The following is a 19,105-nucleotide window of genomic DNA, read 5'->3' as shown; positions in this document are numbered from 1 at the left end:
GCACCAGTGGCCCACTCGGCGGCCATCCGCCCGCACGAGCGCGCCTACACCGCACTGCGCCGGCGCATGCGAGAACGCTCGCCCATCGCGGTGCGGACCAGCGAGCCATCGTGACCGCGCAGGACCACACACCGGACAATATCCTCGCGATACAGGTGGCTCACTGGGCGGCGACACGACCGGACGCGCCCGCCTACACCGAACTGCGCTACCACATGCACGAACAGGTGCCCATCACGGTGACCTACGCGGGCCTGCACACCGCGGCGGCAGCGCTCGCCGCGCGACTGCGACGGGAGAGCGCGCCCGGCGACCGGATCGCCATACTGTGCGCCCACGGAATCGACTACGCGGTCGCCTTTCTGGCCTGTCTATACAGCAATCGCCCTGCGGTACCGCTCTTCCCCGCGAGCGGCACCCGCAACCGAGAGCGATTGCAGGCGATCCTCGCCGACGCCCGCCCCACGCTGACATTGCTCTCGGCACACGACGAAATCACCCCAGCATCCATCGGACCAGCACTCGGACGCGTACTGATCGTGCCGCCGGAAGCGTCCGCGTCCATGGCGGTTTCGGCCGCCGATCCGACCGCTTCGACCACGCGCCCCGCTCCGGCCACTACGCAACCCGCGCTGATCACTGAACGGGCGACGCGGCGAGAGCATTCCGATGAACCGGAACCGCAGTCGGTCGAACCAGCCGCATCAACTTCGGCAAGCCGGCCGGATCAAACCGGACAACCCACCGGACCGGACGCCGGAACAACAGCACCGAGAACGCATTCCGCCACGCCGGCGACGTACTCGGCCGCACTGTCGCCGACGTCTGTCACCGAATGGGCCGAACCGGGACCGCATGGCACACGGCAAACTCCGCCGGCAATGGTTCCGCTATCGCCGAAGACTCCGGCAGAAGGACCGAGTTCGGGTCCAGCCGCTCACCCCATCACAACCAATGGTGACCTGGCCGCGCCAACCATAGTGCCGCTGAGCCCGCCCACGCCTAGGCGAGACGCCGCCGCACAGCGTGCGCGACGAGGCATGCGGTCAGCAGATTCCGCGAGCCGGCATGGCGAGGCAACCGGTGGTAGGCATGCGAGCGCGCGGATTGTTCCCGCGACTGACGCGGATTCGCTCGTCGTCGAGCCGGTGCGGAGCGAGCTCGCCTATTTGCAGTACACCTCGGGGTCGACCAAGTCGCCGGCTGGTGTTCGGGTAACGCATCAGAATTTGGCGGCGGCGGTGGCGCAGTTGCGGGATGCGCTGTGTGCGTCCGAAGATCGCCCCATCGTGACATGGCTACCGCTGTTTCACGACATGGGCCTGATCCTGGGCCTGGCGTTGCCCCTCGCGCTCGGTGTGCACGGCGTAACCCTTGCGGCGGCGGAGTTCGTGAAGCGGCCGATCCGCTGGCTGCGGGCGCTGTCCGACTACGGCGCGGGCATCACGGGATGCCCCAATTTCGCCCTGACGCTCGCAGTTTCGGGCACGACTCCGCAGGAGCGGGCCGGTCTGGACCTGTCCACATTGGATGTCCTGCTCAATGGCGCCGAACCCGTCCGGGCCGGCGCGCTGTACGAATTCACCAGGACATTCAGCCCACACGGCTTCCGTCACCGCGCGCACACGCCCGGCTTCGGCCTCGCCGAGGCCACGCTTGCGGTCACCGTCTGCGACCCCGGCGCGGAACCGGTATGGCACCACTTCGACCGGGCCGCACTAGCGGAAGGTCGCGCGGTGGCGCTACCGGCCGGAACGCGGGAATCGCACAACGGCGTGGCGCTCGTCGGCTGCGGCGGCCCTGCTGGGCAGGAGGTATGCGTGGTCGATCCGACGACCGGGATGACGCTGCCCGCGGGGCGAGTCGGTGAGATCTGGGTGGCCGGAAACAACGTAGGCGACGGATATTTCGGTAGGCCCGACGCCACCGAGGAAACCTTCGGCGCTACCCTGGCCCACGCCGACATCCGCTGGCTGCGCACCGGCGACCTCGGCTTCCAGCACGAGGGTCAGCTCTACATCGCCGGACGCCGTAAAGACGTCATCGTGGTCGACGGGCGCAATCACTATCCCACCGATATCGAGACGACTGTGGCGGCGTGCTCGCCGAAAATTCGGCCCGGCCACGTGACGGCTTTCGGGCATGACGACGGGCTGCGTGAAGACCTGGTCGTGATCGCCGAACTGGTGACCATCGCCGCCGCTGAACCCGCCGAACTCTTCGCATTGGCCCGCCGCATCCGGACCGTGATCGCGTCCACGCACGACGTTATGCCGGGCACGGTGTTGCTCGTCGAGCGTGGGCGAATTCCCAAGACCAGCAGTGGAAAGCTGCGCCGGGGCGAGTGCCGGGCTCGCTACCTCGCAGGCCAGCTACGCCCCGTCGCGATGATCTGAAACTCTTACCGCCGCCGCCACACCCACATATCAGGTGCGAAATCGGCTGCAGTGGGCTGCGAGGATACAGTTCGAGCAGACCGGCCCAAATGCCTCGCAGGTGCTGGGGATCAGCTTGTCGCAGGATCATCCCGGCCCATCAGGCGGTCGGTCTCGCGCCGCTCACGCTTGGTGGGTCGCCCGGCGCCACGATCTCGGCGGGGCATTGCCGCCAGGATTTCCCGTGGCGGGGGAGGCGGACTGCGATCGATCAGGCACTGTGCGGCGATCGGGGCGCCGACGCGCTTGGTGACGATCCGCTCCACGATGACGATGCGCTCGAGGCCGCCTGCGCGAATGCGCACCTCGTCACCGGGGCGCACCGGCTGCGCGGGCTTGGCCGTCGAGCCGTTCACCCGGACGTGCCCACCACGGCAGGCTTCCGCAGCGGCGGATCTGGTTTTGAACAGGCGCACGGCCCAAGTCCACGAATCGACGCGTGCCTGGGTTGCGCTGCTCTGGATGCCGGTTTCGGCGCGGACCACTCGTTAGACGATACGGCGTGCGGTAACCACCATGTCGGGGCGCAGCGGGGTGTAGGACACCGGCTGACCCGACTGCACCGCGTTGAGCAGCTTGTTGTCGCCCGCGTAGATGCCGACATGACCGCCGCCGTTGGTGATGACGATGTCGCCCGGCTGCATCTCCTGGTAGGCAACCGGCGCACCGACATGCGACTGCTCGAAGCTGGTGCGGGGGAGCTCGACGCCCGCCTGGCGGAACGCCCACTGGACGAGGCCGGAGCAGTCGAACGTCCGCGGACCCGCTGCGCCCCAGGAGTACTGGGCGCCGACCTTGGTCTTCGCGGCGTCGAGGGCGACATTACCGGGGGTGCTCGGCTGGGCGAACAGGCCCGGCATCACCGGCGCGAGCCCCGGGAGCTGCGGAGCCACCTGCGCCTCGGGCGCGGGTGCGGCGAGCGCCTGCTGGATCTGCTGATTGAGCTGCTGGACCGGCTGCTCCCATTCCTGCGGAACGTCGAAGCTGCCGACACCGGGAACGTTGATGGTCGCGGCCATGGCTGGAATCGCGGGCATGGCGCCGGTCGCGGCTACCGCACCCATGACAATCGCACCCTTGACGGAATTCGGAACCCGAGAATCCCGTTGCAAGCTGTGTTTACCCACCGAGCTACGTCTCCGATCTTGCTGCGCTCCCGCCGACCGGGTTAGCTGACGGGCTCGGGCCGGGAGATCGGCCCTACCTGGCGACCAATGGCCGCGAGGATTCACCCCAGACGAACCTGTGGGTCCCCGGCACGACAGTCGAGACCAGTTGGTCCGACAGCCGTTCAGGCGGTAACTAGTGGCGCCGCTCCTCTTACGAAGCGCCTGGTTCCACTAAGTCACAAAGAGATTACGATGTCTGCGCGACGTTGTCCAGCGCACAGAGCTGGATGTTCTCCAGCACCGCTCGAACCGCAGCACGAGAGCGGAAACCGCACGCCTTGACGCGAGGTCACAACCAGATCTCGACGCAATCGGCGTGATCACCGAACGGACAATCCAACTCTCGGCAGCCACTCAGGATCGACCTTCGTGGATCGCGCGCTCCAGTTCGTCGATTCGGCGCCGCGCGTCGGCCAGCTCCACCTCCAGCCGCCCGAGCGCCATCACCAGCGGACCAACCGCGAGATCCGCGACCAGCCGGGGATCGTCGAAGCCGCCTTCGATCGCGAAGAGGATGTTCGATTTGATGCGCTGGGCCACTGTGGCGCCCACGGGAACATTCCACGACTCGACCACCTCGGCGGTGCCTGCCGGGGTTGGTTCGTCGGACGCCTGAGTTGGTTCGTTGGACATGGCCCTCCCTTTCCGCGCGCCGTCCCGCGCTGGGCGTTCTCGCGAGCCGCCGCCGACCGGAAAGGCCGACAGCGAGAGCCATAGTGCAATACCGGCCGCTAAGGCTCTCTAGGACACACCGTAGATATGCCCAGATTATGCGGACCGACGCGCTATGGTGTCGGGGCATGGACCCCGTGCGGAATCCGTATGCACCCGGAGCGGGACAGCGCCCACCCGAACTAGCCGGGCGCGACAAACAACTCACCGCCTTCGACATCGTGCTCGAACGCATCGCGCGTGGCCGGCCCGAACGCAGCGTCATGTTGACCGGCCTGCGCGGCGTCGGAAAAACCGTGCTGCTCAATCAACTTCGCTCGGCCGCGATCTCGCGCGGGTGGGGCACCGGCAAGATCGAGGCGCGGCCGGATCAGCAACTGCGCCGCCCGCTGTCCTCGGCGCTGCATATGGCGGTGCGCGCGATCGCCACGGCGCACCGCAATCCGGAGCGGGTGGACGATTTTCTCGGCATCCTGAAGGCTTTCGCGCTGCGGGCGACCGCGGACAAGGGCATGCGGGAGCGCTGGCAACCCGGCATCGACGTGCCGGCGGTGAGCGGCCGGGCCGATTCCGGCGACATCGAGATCGATCTAGTGGAGCTGCTGGTCGAGGCGGCGGCACTGGCCGGCGACATCGGCGTCGGCATCGCGATCTTTATCGACGAGATGCAGGATCTCGGCCCCGCCGACATCTCCGCGATCTGCGGTGCCTGCCATGAACTGAGTCAGGACGCCGCGCCACTGATCGTGGTCGGCGCGGGGCTGCCGCATTTGCCCGCGGTACTGTCGGCGTCAAAAAGCTACTCAGAGCGACTATTCAGTTATCACCGCATCGACCGACTGGACCGGAGCTCCGCGGACCAAGCGCTGATCGCGCCGGCCCAACGCGAGAACGTGAAGTTCACCGACGGCGCGCTGGACGCGCTTTACCAAAAAGCGGATGGCTACCCATATTTCGTACAGTCCTACGGCAAAGCGGCCTGGGACCAGGCGCCGGAGAGCCCGATCACGGCCGAAGACGTCGAGGTCGCCTCGCCCACCGCCGAGGAGGAGTTGGCGGTGGGGTTCTTCGGTTCCCGCTATGAGCGAGCGACACCTGCCGAGCGGGAGTACATGCGCGCTATGGCGGACCTGTCCGGCGACGACGGCCCGGTGGCCACCGCGGCGGTGGCCCATGAACTCGGCCGCAAGCCGGCCTCGCTGTCACCCGCCCGCGACGGGTTGATCAAAAAGGGCCTCATCTACTCGGCCGAGCGCGGCACGATCGGCTTCACCGTGCCGCACTTCGGCCGCTATCTGCGCTCGGTCTGACCGCCGCACGGCGGCGGGAGTCGAGCCCCAGCCGAGCCTCGATTGCGCACTATTCGCCTATCTTGCACGTTCAATAGAATTTCGAAGATTTCTCTCGACCAAGAGCCCTACCGACGGGTAACAAACTCTCCTACACTCGAATGTGATCCTGCTCACGTCCGAGGGAGGACAACATGGCGACAGCCGCGAAAGTCGACGCCACCGAAGAACAGGCCCGCGCACTGGTCGAGGAGTCCCGCGAAACAGGCTGGGCCAAGCCCTCATTCGCCAAGGAAATGTTCCTGGGCCGGTTCCGGCTGGATCTGATCCACCCGTACCCACAGCCCGGCCCCGAGGATGCCGCGCACACCGAGGCGTTTCTGACCCGCCTGCGGACGCTGTGCGAGTCCATGGACGCGACGGTGATCGAAACCGAGGGCCGGATTCCGGACGAGTACGCCAAAGCCATGGCCGAACTCGGCTGCTTCGGCCTGAAGATACCGCCCTCGTATGGCGGCCAAGGGCTTTCCCAATTCGGTTACAACAGAGCATTGATGCTGGTCGGCTCGACGCACCCGAGTCTGGGCGTCCTGCTTTCGGCGCACCAGTCCATCGGGGTGCCCGAGCCACTGAAGCTGGCGGGCACCCCGGAGCAGAAGGCGGAGTTCCTGCCCCGCTGTGCGGCCGGCGCGGTCAGCGCGTTCCTGCTCACCGAGCCCGACGTGGGCTCCGACCCCGCCCGAATGGCGAGTACCGCGACGCCGACCGAGGACGGCGAGGCCTACCTGCTCAATGGCGTCAAGCTGTGGACCACCAACGGCGTCGTCGCAGAGCTGCTGGTGGTGATCGCCCGCGTGCCCAAGAGCGAGGGCCATCGTGGCGGCATCTCGGCGTTCGTGGTGGAAGCCGATGCGCCAGGCATCACCGTGGAGCGGCGCAACTCGTTCATGGGTCTGCGCGGCATCGAGAACGGCCTGACCAGGATGCACAACGTCCGCGTGCCGAAGCGCAACCTGATCGGCCGGGAGGGCGACGGCCTCAAGATCGCGTTGACCACGCTGAACGCGGGCAGGCTCGCCATCCCCGCGATGTGCACCGCGGCCGCGAAGTGGTCGCTGAAGATCGCCCGGGAGTGGAGCGTCCAGCGGGTCCAGTGGGGCAGGCCGGTCGGCGAGCACGCGGCGGTCGGCGAGAAGATCGCATTCATCGCGGCGACCACGTACGCGCTGGAAGCCGCACTGGACCTGTCGGCGGCCATGTGCGACGAGGCCCGCAACGACATCCGGATCGAGGCGGCGCTGGCCAAGCTGTGGGCCAGCGAGATGAGCTGTCGGATCGCCGACGAACTCGTGCAGATCCGCGGGGGCCGCGGCTACGAGACGGCGGCCTCGCTGGGCGCCCGCGGCGAGCGCGCTGTTCCCGCCGAGCAGTTGGTGCGCGATCTGCGGATCAACCGCATCTTCGAAGGCTCCAGCGAAATCATGCGGTTGCTGATCGCCCGGGAGATGGCCGACGCGCACATGGCGGCCGCGGGTGCCCTGGTCGATCGCAAGGCCGAATTCAAGGACAAGGCGAAGGCGGCGGTCGGGGCGACCGGCTTCTATGCGAAGTGGTTCCCGCAACTGGCCGTCGGGGCGGGCACGGTGCCGGCGGCATACACCGAATTCGGCGTGCTGGCCCGGCATCTGCGGTTCGTCGAACGCAGTGCGCGCAAGCAGGCCAGGTCGCTGATGTACGCGATGGGCCGCTGGCAGGCGGGCCTGGAGTACCGGCAGAATTTCCTCGGCCGGATCGTCGATATCGGCGCGGAGCTGTTCGCCATGTCCGCGGCCTGTGTGCGCGCCCAGGCGCTGCGCACCGCGGGCGCGCCGGAGGCCAAAGCCGCCGAGGAGCTGGCGGACGCCTTCTGCAGGCAGTCGCGGCTGCGCGTACGCCGACTGTTCGACGCGCTGTGGGAGAACACCGACGACGACGATCGCACCCTCACCCGAGGCGTGCTCGACGGCCGCTACGAGTGGTTGGAGCAGGGCGTGCTCGATCCGAGCGAGGGGACCGGGCCGTGGATCGCGCAGTGGCAGGTGGGTCCGTCGACAGAGGCGAACCTGCTGCGTCCATTCATGCCTTCGACCCGCAGTCGCGCAGAGGCCTGATCGAGCCGGAGGGCTGCGCCGTCACGGTCGGGAGCGCGGGAGGCGACCGTGACGACGGCCCCACAGTGGTCTTGCGGCCCGGCCGGCACTACCTGCCGGGGCGCACGCCTGCGCGCTTGCGGGCGCGCTCACCGCTACCTGGAGCACCGGGATCCCGCGGCGGCTCTGGTCGAGACGGTCCGGCTGCGCCGCCGCGCCAGGGCCGAGCTCGCCGACGCGGGCGGGTGGCTGTCAGGTCGGCCCCTGCGCACCGATTCAGCCGCGCACTTCCGCCTGGTTGCGCAGTTGCGCGGCAACACCTGCGCCGGTCGTTTGCGCCGTCGCTCGGGCACTATTCGGCAGTATCGGATTATCCGTAGAAAGAACATGGCGGATTCTTCCGGCGGCTGCGCCGGATCCACGTGCGATAGCTTTGTCTACCGGAATCTAGCTTCAACCCAATTATTTCGTAGATTTTCCTGGCGAGCGCGACTCGACTACTGGATCGATCGGCAGCGTCGGTTGGGCAACGTGTAGATAACGGCAGGTATGGGCCGTTAACGCGGCGGAAATCCTGCCCGAAAACGGGGCAGGAGCGCGGAACTCGGCCCACGCCCACAGGAGGGTGCCATGTCCACGACTATCGCCCGCCGGACCGGCGATCACGGCGGCCGGCGCGTCACGGTGTCGGCCGAAGATGGTGTCCCTCTCGCGGTCCACGTCTTCGGCGCCGCCGACGCCCCCGCGACCGTGGTCTTCGCCCATGGCCATTGCCTGCGCGCCGAATCCTGGTCCTACCTGCGCGAGCAATTGCTGCGGCAATGGGGCAACCACACCAGGATGGTGTTCTACGACCACCGCGGCCACGGCGCATCCGGCGCGGCACATCCGTCGACCTACACCATCGACCAGCTGGCGCACGACCTGGACAGCATCCTGCGGACGCTCGTCCCGACCGGCCCAGTGATCCTGGTCGGCCATTCGATGGGCGCGATGGTCGTGCTCGCCTACGCCCGGCTGTTCCCGGCGGCGATCGGCACGCGAATCGTCGGCATCGCGCTGCTGGCGGGTGCGGCCAACGCCATCACCGAAGTGGGGCTCGCACGGTTGCTGAACCGGCGCGCGGTGAGCTCGCTACAGGCCGCCGCCACTCGCGCACCGCGCGCGCTGCAGGCGTCCAAGCAGCTGACCCGCCGCCTGGTCGCACCCATTCTGCGGGAGGCCGAGTTCGGCACCAGGAAGGTGAACCCGCGGGTGGCCGCGCTGGCCACCGCGATGCTGAACGACACCCCGCTGCTGACCATGGCCGGCTTCCTGCACTCGCTGATCACCTTCGACGAAACGGCGACCCTGCACCGTCTCGGCGCCATCCCGGCACTGGTACTGGCAGGCACGGCCGACATCCTCGTGCCGTTCGCGCACTCGGTGGCGCTGGCGTCCCAGCTGGCCGGTTCCGAGCTGGTTCGTCTGGAAGGGGCCGGACACAGCGTGATGCTCGAGCGCGCCGAAGAAGTCGCGCAGTCCCTCGCCGGGCTCGTCGAACGCGCCTTCGCCGCGCCGCACACCGCGACCGGCTACGCCGCCGCCGGCTGACTTCGCCGCCGCCGGCTGACCAGGGCTACCGATCGGCAACCACCAAAGCCCGACCGCGTACGAGCCAGAAACGGATTCTTTCTGTAGTGTGTTACAGATCACGTTGTGTGGTGGGTCACATGACTCGGGTAGCGCGCGGTCCAAGACTGACAGGCAAACCGCGCACTGAAGCCGAGAGCGCATGTCCGCCAAGGAATACAGGAGGTATCGATGACACGCAGCGAATTTGCGGAACTCCGCTACGCGGTCGGCCAGCTCCGGCAATCCATCGGCGTCCTGCGCGGCCACTACGGCGACGCCGGGCCGGTGCGCCGGCTGGAGAACGACCTCGAGCGCCTGGCCATCGACGCCGACGACCTCGAGCAGTCACCACCGCCCGAGGTGCGGCGCAAGGCGCAGGACGTCATCTACGTTCCGGACAGCAAGTCCGACGAGGCCGCCTGGATGGGCGCGCAGGACGAGGGGCTCGGCTTCCACTCCCGTCCGCGAACCACATAGGGCGCCGACCCCGACTTCGCGGGCCCAGCGATAACCGAGGCGGGCCCGCGAGTCGGTGTGCGTGGTCTATCGGCACGCGGGTGTCCCACTCGCCGCACCGAGGCCAGCACCGGAGGAGTCGCTCACCCGGCCCTCGACTCCGGGTCGTGGCGCCATCGGGCCGGGCGCAGATCCCGGCATGGCAATCCGACCGTACGATTCGGCGCCACGTCCTGCGCCGAACCCCCTTCCGCCCCAGCTGAGTTCGACTTGTCGCGGTCTATCAACCGCCCACGTCGTCCAGCCGATCCCAGTCCAAATGTGGCGTAAATCACTGGCATCTTTCCCGGGTTGGATTGCCGGGACTCTGTTCATGCCATAGCGGGGTTGTCGTATGGTGCTCAGCATCACATTCGATTGCGGAGGTAACGATGGCCACCCGCACACAAGATCAGCGAGGCATCCCAGTGAATGCCGCACCGGCCGCTGCCCCGGACCCGGGCACCGGCGTATTCAGCAAAACGAGAGCCCGAATCCCGGAACGCACGTTGCGCACCGACCGATGGTGGATTCCGCCACTGTTCACGGTGCTGGGACTGGCCGCGTTCGTCCTCTACGCGACGATCAGATCCTATGTGCGCACGGCATATTGGGTTCCCGACTACCACTACCTGACACCGTTCTACTCGCCGTGCCTGAGCACCTCGTGTGTCGAGGGTGCGAGCCATTTCGGCACTCCCCTCGGTGAGCTGCCCGCGATTCTGCCGCTCGGATTCGTGGCGCTGCCCTTCCTGCTCGGCTTCCGGCTGACCTGCTACTACTACCGCAAGGCCTACTACCGGTCGGTATGGTTCTCGCCGCCGGCCTGTGCTGTGGCCGAGCCGCACGCCAAGTACACCGGCGAGACCCGGATGCCGCTGATCATCCAGAACGCGCACCGCTACTTCTTCTATGTGGCCCTGGTGGTTTCGGTGATCAATACCTACGACGCCATCGCCGCGTTCCACGGCAAGACCGGCGGCTTCGGCTTCGGCCTCGGCAATATCGTGCTGCTGGGCAACGTGATCTTGCTGTGGGCCTACACGCTGTCGTGCCACTCGTGCCGGCACATCGCGGGCGGACGGCTCAAGAACTTCTCCGCGCATCCGGTGCGCTACTGGTTCTGGACGCAGGTCTCCAAGCTCAACACCCGGCACATGGCGCTGGCCTGGACGACCCTCGGCACCCTCGTGCTGACCGACTTCTACGTCATGTTGGTTGCCAGCAACACGATTTCAGACCTGCGGTTCATCGACTGACCGCCTCACCGAGGAGTTCTCTGCATGGCAGAAGTGGAACGGCACAACTACGACGTCGTCGTGATCGGAGCGGGCGGCGCCGGATTACGTGCGGTGATCGAGGCCAGAGAGCACGGACTGTCCGTCGCGGTGGTGTGCAAGTCACTGTTCGGTAAGGCGCACACCGTGATGGCCGAAGGCGGCTGCGCCGCGTCGATGGGCAATGCCAACGAAAAAGACAACTGGCAGGTCCATTTCAAGGACACGATGCGCGGGGGCAAATTTCTGAACAACTGGCGCATGGCCGAGTTGCACGCCCAGGAGGCGCCCGACCGGGTGTGGGAACTGGAGACCTACGGGGCCCTGTTCGATCGGACTCCGGACGGCCGGATCAGCCAGCGCAACTTCGGCGGCCACACCTACCCACGGCTCGCACACGTCGGCGACCGGACCGGCCTGGAGATCATCCGCACCATGCAGCAGAAGATCGTCTCGCTGCAACAGGAGGATTTCGCCGAGACCGGCGACTACGAATCGCGCATCAAGGTGTTCGCCGAGTGCACCATCACCGAACTGCTCAAGGACGGCGACCGGATTTCCGGCGCGTTCGGCTACTGGCGTGAATCCGGCCGCTTCATCCTGTTCGAGACCCCGGCGGTGGTGTTGGCGACCGGCGGCATCGGCAAGTCGTACAAAGTGACCTCCAACTCCTGGGAGTACACCGGCGACGGGCACGCGCTGGCGCTGCGCGCCGGCGCGACGCTGATCAACATGGAATTCCTGCAATTCCACCCGACCGGCATGGTCTGGCCCCCCAGCGTGAAGGGCATCCTGGTCACCGAGGGCGTGCGCGGCGACGGCGGGGTGTTGAAGAATACCGACGGCAAGCGGTTCATGTTCGACTACATCCCGCCGGTGTTCAAGGGACAGTACGCCGAGACCGAGGCGGAAGCCGATCAGTGGTTACGCGACAACGATTCCGCGCGCCGCACCCCGGACCTGCTGCCGCGCGATGAGGTCGCGCGCGCGATCAACGAGGAGGTCAAGGCGGGCCGGGGCACCGAACACGGCGGTGTCTACCTCGATATCGCATCCCGGATGCCGGCCGAGGAGATCGTGCGACGGCTTCCCTCGATGCACCACCAGTTCAAAGAGCTCGCGGACGTCGACATCACCAAGGAGCCGATGGAGGTCGGGCCGACCTGCCACTACGTGATGGGCGGCGTCGAGGTCGACCCGGACACCGGCGCGGCCACCGTGCCCGGTCTGTTCGCCGCGGGTGAGTGTTCCGGCGGGATGCACGGGTCGAATCGCCTGGGCGGGAACTCACTGTCGGACCTGTTGGTGTTCGGCCGCCGGGCCGGTCTCGGCGCCGCCGCTTACGTGGCGGGCCTCGCCGGCCGGCCGTCGGTTTCCGAGGTCGACATCGCGAAGGCCGCCACCGCGGCCCTGGCACCTTTCGACCCCGCCACCGGCGGTAACGGCGAGAACCCCTACACCTTGCACACCGATCTGCAGCAGTCGATGAACGACCTGGTCGGCATCATCCGCAAGGAACACGAGGTGCGCGCGGCGGTCGATAAACTCGCCGAGCTGCGCGACCGGTTCCAGCACGTGACCGTGGAGGGACATCGCCAGTTCAACCCGGGCTGGCATCTCGCGCTCGATCTGCAGAACATGCTGCTGGTCAGCGAATGCGTGGCAAAGGCCGCGCTGCTACGCACCGAAAGCCGCGGCGGGCACACCCGGGACGATCACCCCGCGATGGACCCGGACTGGCGGAACAGATTGCTGGTCTGCGCGGTGGATCCGGGCACAGCGGGCGACCAGATCCCCAGCGTCACAGTGACGCGCCAGGATCAGGCGCCTATGCGGCCGGACCTGCTCGCCCTTTTCGATCTCGGCGAGCTCGAAAAGTACTACACCCCGGCGGAACTCGCCGGGCACCCGGCCGCGGCCGGTAATTCGACGGAGCGAGAGGCGTAACGATGGGTTACGACGCCAAATTCCGAGTGTGGCGTGGCGATCTCGACGGCGGGGAACTCCACGACTTCACCGTGCTGGTCAACGAGGGCGAGGTGGTGCTGGACATCATCCACCGACTCCAGGCCACCCAAGCGCCCGACCTGGCCGTGCGCTGGAACTGTAAGGCAGGCAAATGCGGTTCCTGTTCGGCCGAGGTGAACGGGCGGCCGGGTCTGCTGTGTATGACGCGGATGTCCACCTTCACCGAGGATGAGGTGATCACGGTGACGCCGATGCGTACGTTCCCGGTGATCAAGGACTTGGTCACCGATGTGTCCTTCAACTATGAGAAGGCGCGGGAGATCCCGTCGTTCACGCCGCGCGAGGATCTGAAGCCGGGCGATTACCGGATGCGGCAGGTGGATGTGGAACGTTCGCAGGAGTTCCGCAAGTGCATCGAGTGTTTCCTGTGCCAGAACACCTGCCACGTGGTGCGTGACCACGAGGACAACAAGAAATCGTTTGCGGGGCCGCGTTTCTTGATGCGGATCGCCGAGTTGGAGATGCATCCGCTGGATGTGGCCGACCGCCGGGATCTGGCGCAGGACGAGCAGGGGCTCGGCCTGTGCAACATCACCAAGTGCTGCACCGAGGTCTGCCCGGAGCACATCAAGATCACCGACAACGCCTTGATCCCGCTCAAGGAGCGGGTCGCCGACCGGAAATACGATCCGCTGGTCTGGTTGGGCAACAAGCTGTTTCGTCGTTGATACGCGATCGGCGACCGGCCGGACCACCCGGCCGCTCGGCCACCTCGCCAGTTCTGCCACGACACCGACGGACACGATCCATACCAGTAGGCCGACGAGCAACGCGGTCGGCCCGGCAGTTCTTCGCCTCGCTGCCGGGCCGCGCGGTGCTTACTTCGGTCGATCGAACTCACCATCGTGCACACCGGCGGTGAAGGCCGCCCATTCTCCCGGCGTGAAAATCAGCACCGGCCCGTCCGGGTCCTTCCCGTTGCGTAGACCCACGTGCCCCTGCGCGAGCAGAGCGACCTCCACGCTGTCGTTGCCCGAGTCTTCTCCTGCCTTTCGCCATGTGGCGCCGGTCAGGTCGATGTTCGCGTTGCCTTGAACGCTCACGATGGGACTCCTTCGCTGTCTACCAAGAGCCGAGGTCTGGGGACCGAAAATCTCGATACATCGCGCTCGACGCGCGCGGCGATCGTACCGCCGACGCCGGCATAACCGGCGTACAACTGGATTTCGGGCACGGTGGCACCCCTTCGGACGAGCGGTCGCCGCTAGCCGCGCTCCGAGCGCCTACCGTCACCGACTGCGCCGGTCCGGGGGCGCCCAAGCGCGGATAGCCGCGACAACCACCTGGCCCGAAGGACGAAAATGATTGCGAGGCGGCACTATCCAGCGGCGGATCGCGGCGGCCGTCGACGTCGGAGACGGCAACGCGATCGTCGAGCCGGTGCGAGCGACCGCGACATTCAGCCGGAACAGCTCGGCGAACAGTCGCGTATCGCTTTCGGGCAGGTCTGGAGCGATCAGGAACGTCCATCGGTTCGAACGCGGATGCGCGAGGATCGGGCCGAGCGGGATGCTCCGGTTCTGCATATGCACCTTGACCGCTTGACCCAAGCTGCTCGGCATGGTCAATGCCCACACCGATCCGGCGCGCATCACGATCCGGCCGAGTTCGGGTGGGTCGACAACGGCGGGCAGATCACACTCCCGCCGGTAGAACTGGCACCGGGACCGTGGTGTATCGCCGAGTGGCATCTGATCCACTGACAACCCCCTGCTGTTATGTGGTTCGACAATGCGCACCGACCCTCCCGAACCCCGCGGCGGCTCCGTGCAATGCATCGGTGCGGGATTACTGCGGAGGCCGGAAAGTGGCGCGCGCCTCACTCCAGTGTCCCTGCGCCCAGAGTCGGCGGAAATGATAAAAGGGGGGCAAAACTGAGGAAAATGAGGGACGCCGGGCGGCAAAAGACGTGGCTCAGTGCCAGCTATGGTCGGTCAGGGGAGTGCGAGGGCCGAACTTCGGTTTGTGGAAGTGGCCGCTGATTTCGAGTAGGCGGATCGCCCGATAGCGATGCGGGCGTAGCGGTTCCAGGTATTCGACCATCGCGTCGTCATCAATCGGTCGGCCGAGCAGGGTCCAGCCGACCGTGGCGGCGAGGTTGTAGTCGCCCACCGACAACGCGTCCGCGTCACCGAATGCCCGCTGCGCGATCTCGGCGGCGGTCCACACCCCGATGCCGGGGACACTGCGCAACATGCGCGTCGCCTCGGCCGGATCGACCCGCGCCGCACGCTCGAGCGAGTCGGCGACCCTGGCCGCACGCACGATGGTCTGCGCCCGCTGCGGGCCTACGTTCGCCTGGTGGTAGGCCCAAGACGGAATCCGGCGCCACGTGTCGGCGTCCGGTGGCAGCCGCAGTCCCTCGGGTGCTGGGCCGGGAGCGGGTTCGCCGAACCGCCGCACCAGTTTCCGCCACGAGGCGCGTGCGGAGATACTGTGCACCTTTTGTTCCAGCACGGCGGGCACCAGGGCCTCGAAAACCAACCCGGTACGCAGCATGCGCAGACCCGGGAAACGACGGTGCGCGTCGACGAGTTTCGGATGATCCGGCGCGAATGCCGAGAGGTCCTCGTCCAAGCACAGCATGTGCTCGAGACCGTCCAGGAACTCCGCGGCGCCGGGCCCCCAGGCGCGGGCCTGCACGAGGCGCGGACCGGATTGGGTCAATCGGTAGGTGACCGGCCCGGTCGGCAGCCGGGAGACGTGCCAGTACACACCGTCACCGGTCGCGCGGTGACACGGGTCGCCGCTGCCACGGCCCAGCGGAGCGAGCGTGCTCGCCAGGTCGATCGGCCGATCCGCCGACACGGTCCGGCTTGCTCCCGGCTCGGCCATCGCAGTGCGCACGGAATCATTCTGCCCCGGTGCGGCGCGCCTGTCGGCGTCCACCGCTATGTAACGCTTCTGCAAGCGAGTCGATACTGATTCCAATCGGCAAATAGCTGGCAGCGCCATGATGGAGGTTTTCCGATGATCACCAACGTACTCAACTGGTTGCTCAACGCCTGGGGCGGTGTTTCCGCAGGTAGCTCGGGTTACCAGATTCCGCCGGGCGCCCTTCCGTTCGGCAGCTGAGCACAGCGGCGCACCTGGACCGGTTCGGCGGACACGCGAAAGTCTCACTGCCCCAAGAGAAATTGCGCGAGATGCCGACCTTGCCGCCCGGCCAGGGCAGCGGTCTGGGTGCGACAGGAAAAGCCGTCGGCGAGGACGATCGCGTCCTCGCCCGCGGCGCGCAGCGCGGGCAGCAGACCGTTCTCGGCCACCGCCACCGAAATCTCGTAATGGCCGGACTGCATGCCGAAGTTTCCGGCCAGGCCGCAGCATCCAGTGCTTTCCGTCACGTGAACACCCATACTGGCTAATAGTTGGCGATCGCGCTCGAACCCGAGTATCGCGTGCTGATGACAATGCGGCTGGACCACGACGGGCACTCCGGTCCGCGCTGGTGGGCGCCAGTTCGGCTGCTCAGCGAGAAATTCGGCGAGCGTGCGCACCGCGGCGGCGACCGGGGCCGACCGCGGGTCGTCCGGCAGTAGTTCCGGCAGGTCCGCTCGCAAGACCGCGGTGCAGGACGGTTCCAGTCCCACGACGATGCCGCCCGCGGCGACGTGTTCCTCCAGTACGGCCAAGGTGGCGCGCAGCCGTGCGCGGGCGCCGTCGAGCTGCCCTGTGCTGAGCCAGGTGAGGCCGCAGCAGACCCGGCGTTCGGGAATCCGGACGCAGTAGCCGAGAGCGGTCAGCAGCCGTGCCGCGGCCAGCGCGATCTGCGGATCGAAGGCATCGGTGAAGGTATCTATCCATAGCATCACCGCACCGGAGCCGGCCGGTTCCTCGGGCGCGTACGCCGACTCGGCGAGCAGGGCGCCTTCGTCCAAGTCACGCCAGATCCGGCGGAACGTGCGCTCGGCCAGACGCGGCACGGCGCGGCGCGGGTCTACGCCCGCTGCTCGTAAGCCGACGCGACGCACCGCGGCGCGAGCGGTCAACGCGTTGACCAGGCGCGGCATCCGACTCGCGACGGCCAGCCAGCGAGGCAGCCAGCCCAGCGAGTAATGATCGATCGGACGCAGCCGACGACGGTAGCGACGATGCAGCGTCTCCGATTTGTAGGTGGCCATGTCGACCCCCGCCGGGCAATCCGACCGGCAGGCACGACACGAAAGACAGAGATCGAGGGATTCCGCGACGGCCTGTGACGACCAGGGCAGCGCTCCGCGCACCACCTCCTGCAGCACCCTCGCGCGCCCACGCGTGCTGTCCTTCTCATCCCGGGTGGCCTGATAGGACGGACACATGAACTCACCGTCCGCGCGGCATTTGCCGACGCCGACGCACCGATGGACCGCGACACCGATATCGCCGTCGTCATCCGCGAGGGCGTAACCGTCCGAGCTTCGAACCCGCGGCAGTCCGGCGAGCCGAAGGTCGGCGTCGACCGGACGGGGCGCGACGAGCACACCGGGATTCAATATGTCGTCGGGATCGAACAGCGCCTTGTACCCGGCGAAGACATCGAGCGCCGCGCGGGAATACATCACCGACAGCAGCTCCGAGCGGGCCCGGCCGTCACCGTGCTCGCCGGAAAGCGAACCGCCATGACCGACGACCAGCTCCGCCGCGTCGAACAGGAAAGCACGAAACCGGCGCGGCGCGTCGGCGATCGGGAGATCGAGCCGGACGTGGATGCAGCCGTCGCCGATGTGGCCGTAGAGCAATCCGTCCAGGCCGTGGTCCCGGGTCAGCTCGGCGAAATCGCGCAGGTAGGCGCCGAGCCGCTCCGGCGGAACAGCCGCGTCCTCCCAGCCGGGCCAAGCCGGCCGCCCATCGGGGGTGCGGCCCGCCAGCCCGGCGCCGTCGGCACGGATCTGCCACAGCGCGGCGGCGCTACCTGGGTCGGTGACGATCCTGCTGTCCAGCGCGCCCGCCGTCCGGCACAACCGCTGTGCGACGGCCACCGCGTCGGCCTGCGTCTGTCCGGCGGTCTCCACGAACAGCCATCCGCCGCCACGCGGCAGGTCCGGGACGAACCCTCGCTGCGCGCGGACGACATCGACCAGCCGCGCGTCGATGCCTTCGACCGCGATCGGCGCACATGCCAGCACCGCGGCCACGTCATCGGCCGCGGTGGCGATATCGGGGTAGCCGAGGACCGTCAACACCGTCGCCGGCGGCAGCGCGACCAACTCGACAGTGGCATCCAGCAGCAGGCCACACGTGCCCTCGCTACCGACGAACGCCTTGGCTGCCGACCCGCCGCGCTCAGGTAGTAGATGCTCCAAGCCGTAACCGGACGCCTGTCGGTCGAACCGCCCCAGATCGGTGCGCAATACCGCCAGCCGCGCCCTGGTGAATTCCGCGAGTCCCGGCACCACGGACAAATCCGCGGCCAGCATGCGCTCGGTGCCGGTGCCATCCAGGATGCGCAATGCGCGCACGGTGTCGGCGGTGCGGCCCCAGGCGACGGCTCGCGGTCCGCAGGCGTTGTTGCCGATCATGCCCCCGAGCGTGCAGCGACTCTGGGTCGAGGGATCGGGGCCGAAACGCAGGCCGTGCGGACGGGCCGCGCGCTGCAACCGCGCGAGCACCACGCCCGGCTGCACCGTGACGACGCGCGCGACCGGGTCGATGACCCCGATCCGGTTCATGTGCCTGCTGAAATCGAGCACGAGCCCGGGACCGATCGCGTTTCCCGCCACCGACGTTCCACCGCCGCGCGCGGTCACCGGCAGGCCATGGTCGCGGGCGAATTCCAGGGTGACCGCGACATCTTCGTCGGCACGCGGGAAGACGACCGCAGCCGGCGGAACGCGATAGTTCGACGCGTCCGTCGAGTACTCGGCACGACGGCGCTCGGAAGTGTCGACCTCACCCGCGATGCTGCCGCGCAGTGCCGCCATCCGATTCTCGGTCACATCGCCCAGCCTAGGGGTACGGGCGCAGCGGTTGGCGGTGACGAAGACCCACAGGTGCGCGAGATTCGAGTCGCTGGAGATG

Annotated in this window: 15 protein-coding genes and 1 riboswitch; of the genes, 8 read left to right on the top strand and 7 right to left on the bottom strand. The window is 67.5% G+C overall.

Features of this window, described 5'->3' with window-relative positions:
• Positions 1-110 precede the first annotated feature (110 nt).
• Complete coding sequence (locus tag ACT86A_RS08305; RefSeq protein ID WP_445091427.1) at positions 111-2,396, top strand: fatty acyl-AMP ligase; 2,286 nt, start codon at positions 111-113, stop codon at positions 2,394-2,396.
• Positions 2,397-2,506: 110 nt separating this feature from the next.
• Here the strand turns inward: ACT86A_RS08305 and ACT86A_RS08300 are convergent, their stop codons facing one another.
• The 3 genes from ACT86A_RS08300 to ACT86A_RS08290 all read right to left on the bottom strand — a co-directional run bounded on the left by ACT86A_RS08300 (position 2,507) and on the right by ACT86A_RS08290 (position 4,237).
• Positions 2,507-2,920: an RNA-binding S4 domain-containing protein gene (locus ACT86A_RS08300; protein WP_445091426.1), complete on the bottom strand. Its 414-nt coding sequence runs from the start codon at positions 2,918-2,920 to the stop codon at positions 2,507-2,509.
• 3 nt (positions 2,921-2,923) lie between these two features.
• Positions 2,924-3,499, bottom strand: coding sequence for a C40 family peptidase (locus tag ACT86A_RS08295; RefSeq protein WP_445091425.1), 576 nt, complete (start codon positions 3,497-3,499; stop codon positions 2,924-2,926).
• A gap of 78 nt (positions 3,500-3,577) precedes the next feature.
• Positions 3,578-3,743, bottom strand: a riboswitch (cyclic di-AMP (ydaO/yuaA leader).
• A 215-nt stretch (positions 3,744-3,958) separates the two neighbouring features.
• Positions 3,959-4,237 (bottom strand): hypothetical protein, encoded by a 279-nt coding sequence (locus ACT86A_RS08290; RefSeq protein ID WP_445091424.1) that lies wholly within the window; start codon positions 4,235-4,237, stop codon positions 3,959-3,961.
• Positions 4,238-4,404: 167 nt separating this feature from the next.
• Between ACT86A_RS08290 and ACT86A_RS08285 the strand changes: the two genes are divergently transcribed.
• The 7 genes from ACT86A_RS08285 to ACT86A_RS08255 all read left to right on the top strand — a co-directional run bounded on the left by ACT86A_RS08285 (position 4,405) and on the right by ACT86A_RS08255 (position 13,776).
• Entirely contained in the window at positions 4,405-5,586 is a 1,182-nt protein-coding gene (locus tag ACT86A_RS08285; RefSeq protein ID WP_445091423.1) for a DUF8462 domain-containing protein, read from the top strand.
• Positions 5,587-5,759: 173 nt separating this feature from the next.
• The gene (locus ACT86A_RS08280; RefSeq protein WP_445091422.1) at positions 5,760-7,715 is read left to right on the top strand and encodes an acyl-CoA dehydrogenase family protein; all 1,956 of its coding nucleotides are present in this window, start codon (positions 5,760-5,762) and stop codon (positions 7,713-7,715) included.
• A gap of 609 nt (positions 7,716-8,324) precedes the next feature.
• Positions 8,325-9,287 carry an alpha/beta fold hydrolase gene (locus ACT86A_RS08275; RefSeq protein WP_445091421.1) on the top strand — a complete coding sequence of 321 codons (963 nt, stop codon included), beginning with the start codon at positions 8,325-8,327 and terminating at the stop codon, positions 9,285-9,287.
• Positions 9,288-9,497: 210 nt separating this feature from the next.
• The gene (locus ACT86A_RS08270) at positions 9,498-9,785 is read left to right on the top strand and encodes an Rv0250c family protein (RefSeq protein WP_445091420.1); all 288 of its coding nucleotides are present in this window, start codon (positions 9,498-9,500) and stop codon (positions 9,783-9,785) included.
• Between the two features lie 446 nt (positions 9,786-10,231).
• Positions 10,232-11,062, top strand: coding sequence for a succinate dehydrogenase subunit SdhC (sdhC, locus tag ACT86A_RS08265; RefSeq protein WP_445091419.1), 831 nt, complete (start codon positions 10,232-10,234; stop codon positions 11,060-11,062).
• A gap of 24 nt (positions 11,063-11,086) precedes the next feature.
• Entirely contained in the window at positions 11,087-13,027 is a 1,941-nt protein-coding gene (locus ACT86A_RS08260; protein ID WP_445091418.1) for a fumarate reductase/succinate dehydrogenase flavoprotein subunit, read from the top strand.
• A 2-nt stretch (positions 13,028-13,029) separates the two neighbouring features.
• Positions 13,030-13,776: a succinate dehydrogenase/fumarate reductase iron-sulfur subunit gene (locus ACT86A_RS08255; protein ID WP_445091417.1), complete on the top strand. Its 747-nt coding sequence runs from the start codon at positions 13,030-13,032 to the stop codon at positions 13,774-13,776.
• A gap of 150 nt (positions 13,777-13,926) precedes the next feature.
• Here the strand turns inward: ACT86A_RS08255 and ACT86A_RS08250 are convergent, their stop codons facing one another.
• From ACT86A_RS08250 to ACT86A_RS08235, 4 genes are all read right to left on the bottom strand, one after another.
• A complete protein-coding gene (locus ACT86A_RS08250; protein WP_445091416.1) occupies positions 13,927-14,151 on the bottom strand; it encodes a DUF397 domain-containing protein in 225 nt (74 codons plus the stop codon).
• Positions 14,152-14,337: 186 nt separating this feature from the next.
• Positions 14,338-14,799, bottom strand: coding sequence for a DNA-directed RNA polymerase subunit beta (locus tag ACT86A_RS08245; protein WP_445091620.1), 462 nt, complete (start codon positions 14,797-14,799; stop codon positions 14,338-14,340).
• Between the two features lie 223 nt (positions 14,800-15,022).
• Positions 15,023-15,943, bottom strand: coding sequence for a DNA-3-methyladenine glycosylase family protein (locus ACT86A_RS08240; RefSeq protein ID WP_445091619.1), 921 nt, complete (start codon positions 15,941-15,943; stop codon positions 15,023-15,025).
• A gap of 284 nt (positions 15,944-16,227) precedes the next feature.
• Entirely contained in the window at positions 16,228-19,008 is a 2,781-nt protein-coding gene (locus tag ACT86A_RS08235; RefSeq protein WP_445091618.1) for an FAD-binding and (Fe-S)-binding domain-containing protein, read from the bottom strand.
• Positions 19,009-19,105 lie beyond the last annotated feature (97 nt).

The sequence above is a fragment of the Nocardia glycosmidis genome (assembly GCF_052545115.1).
This window is presented reverse-complemented; position numbering and strand designations above follow the sequence as displayed.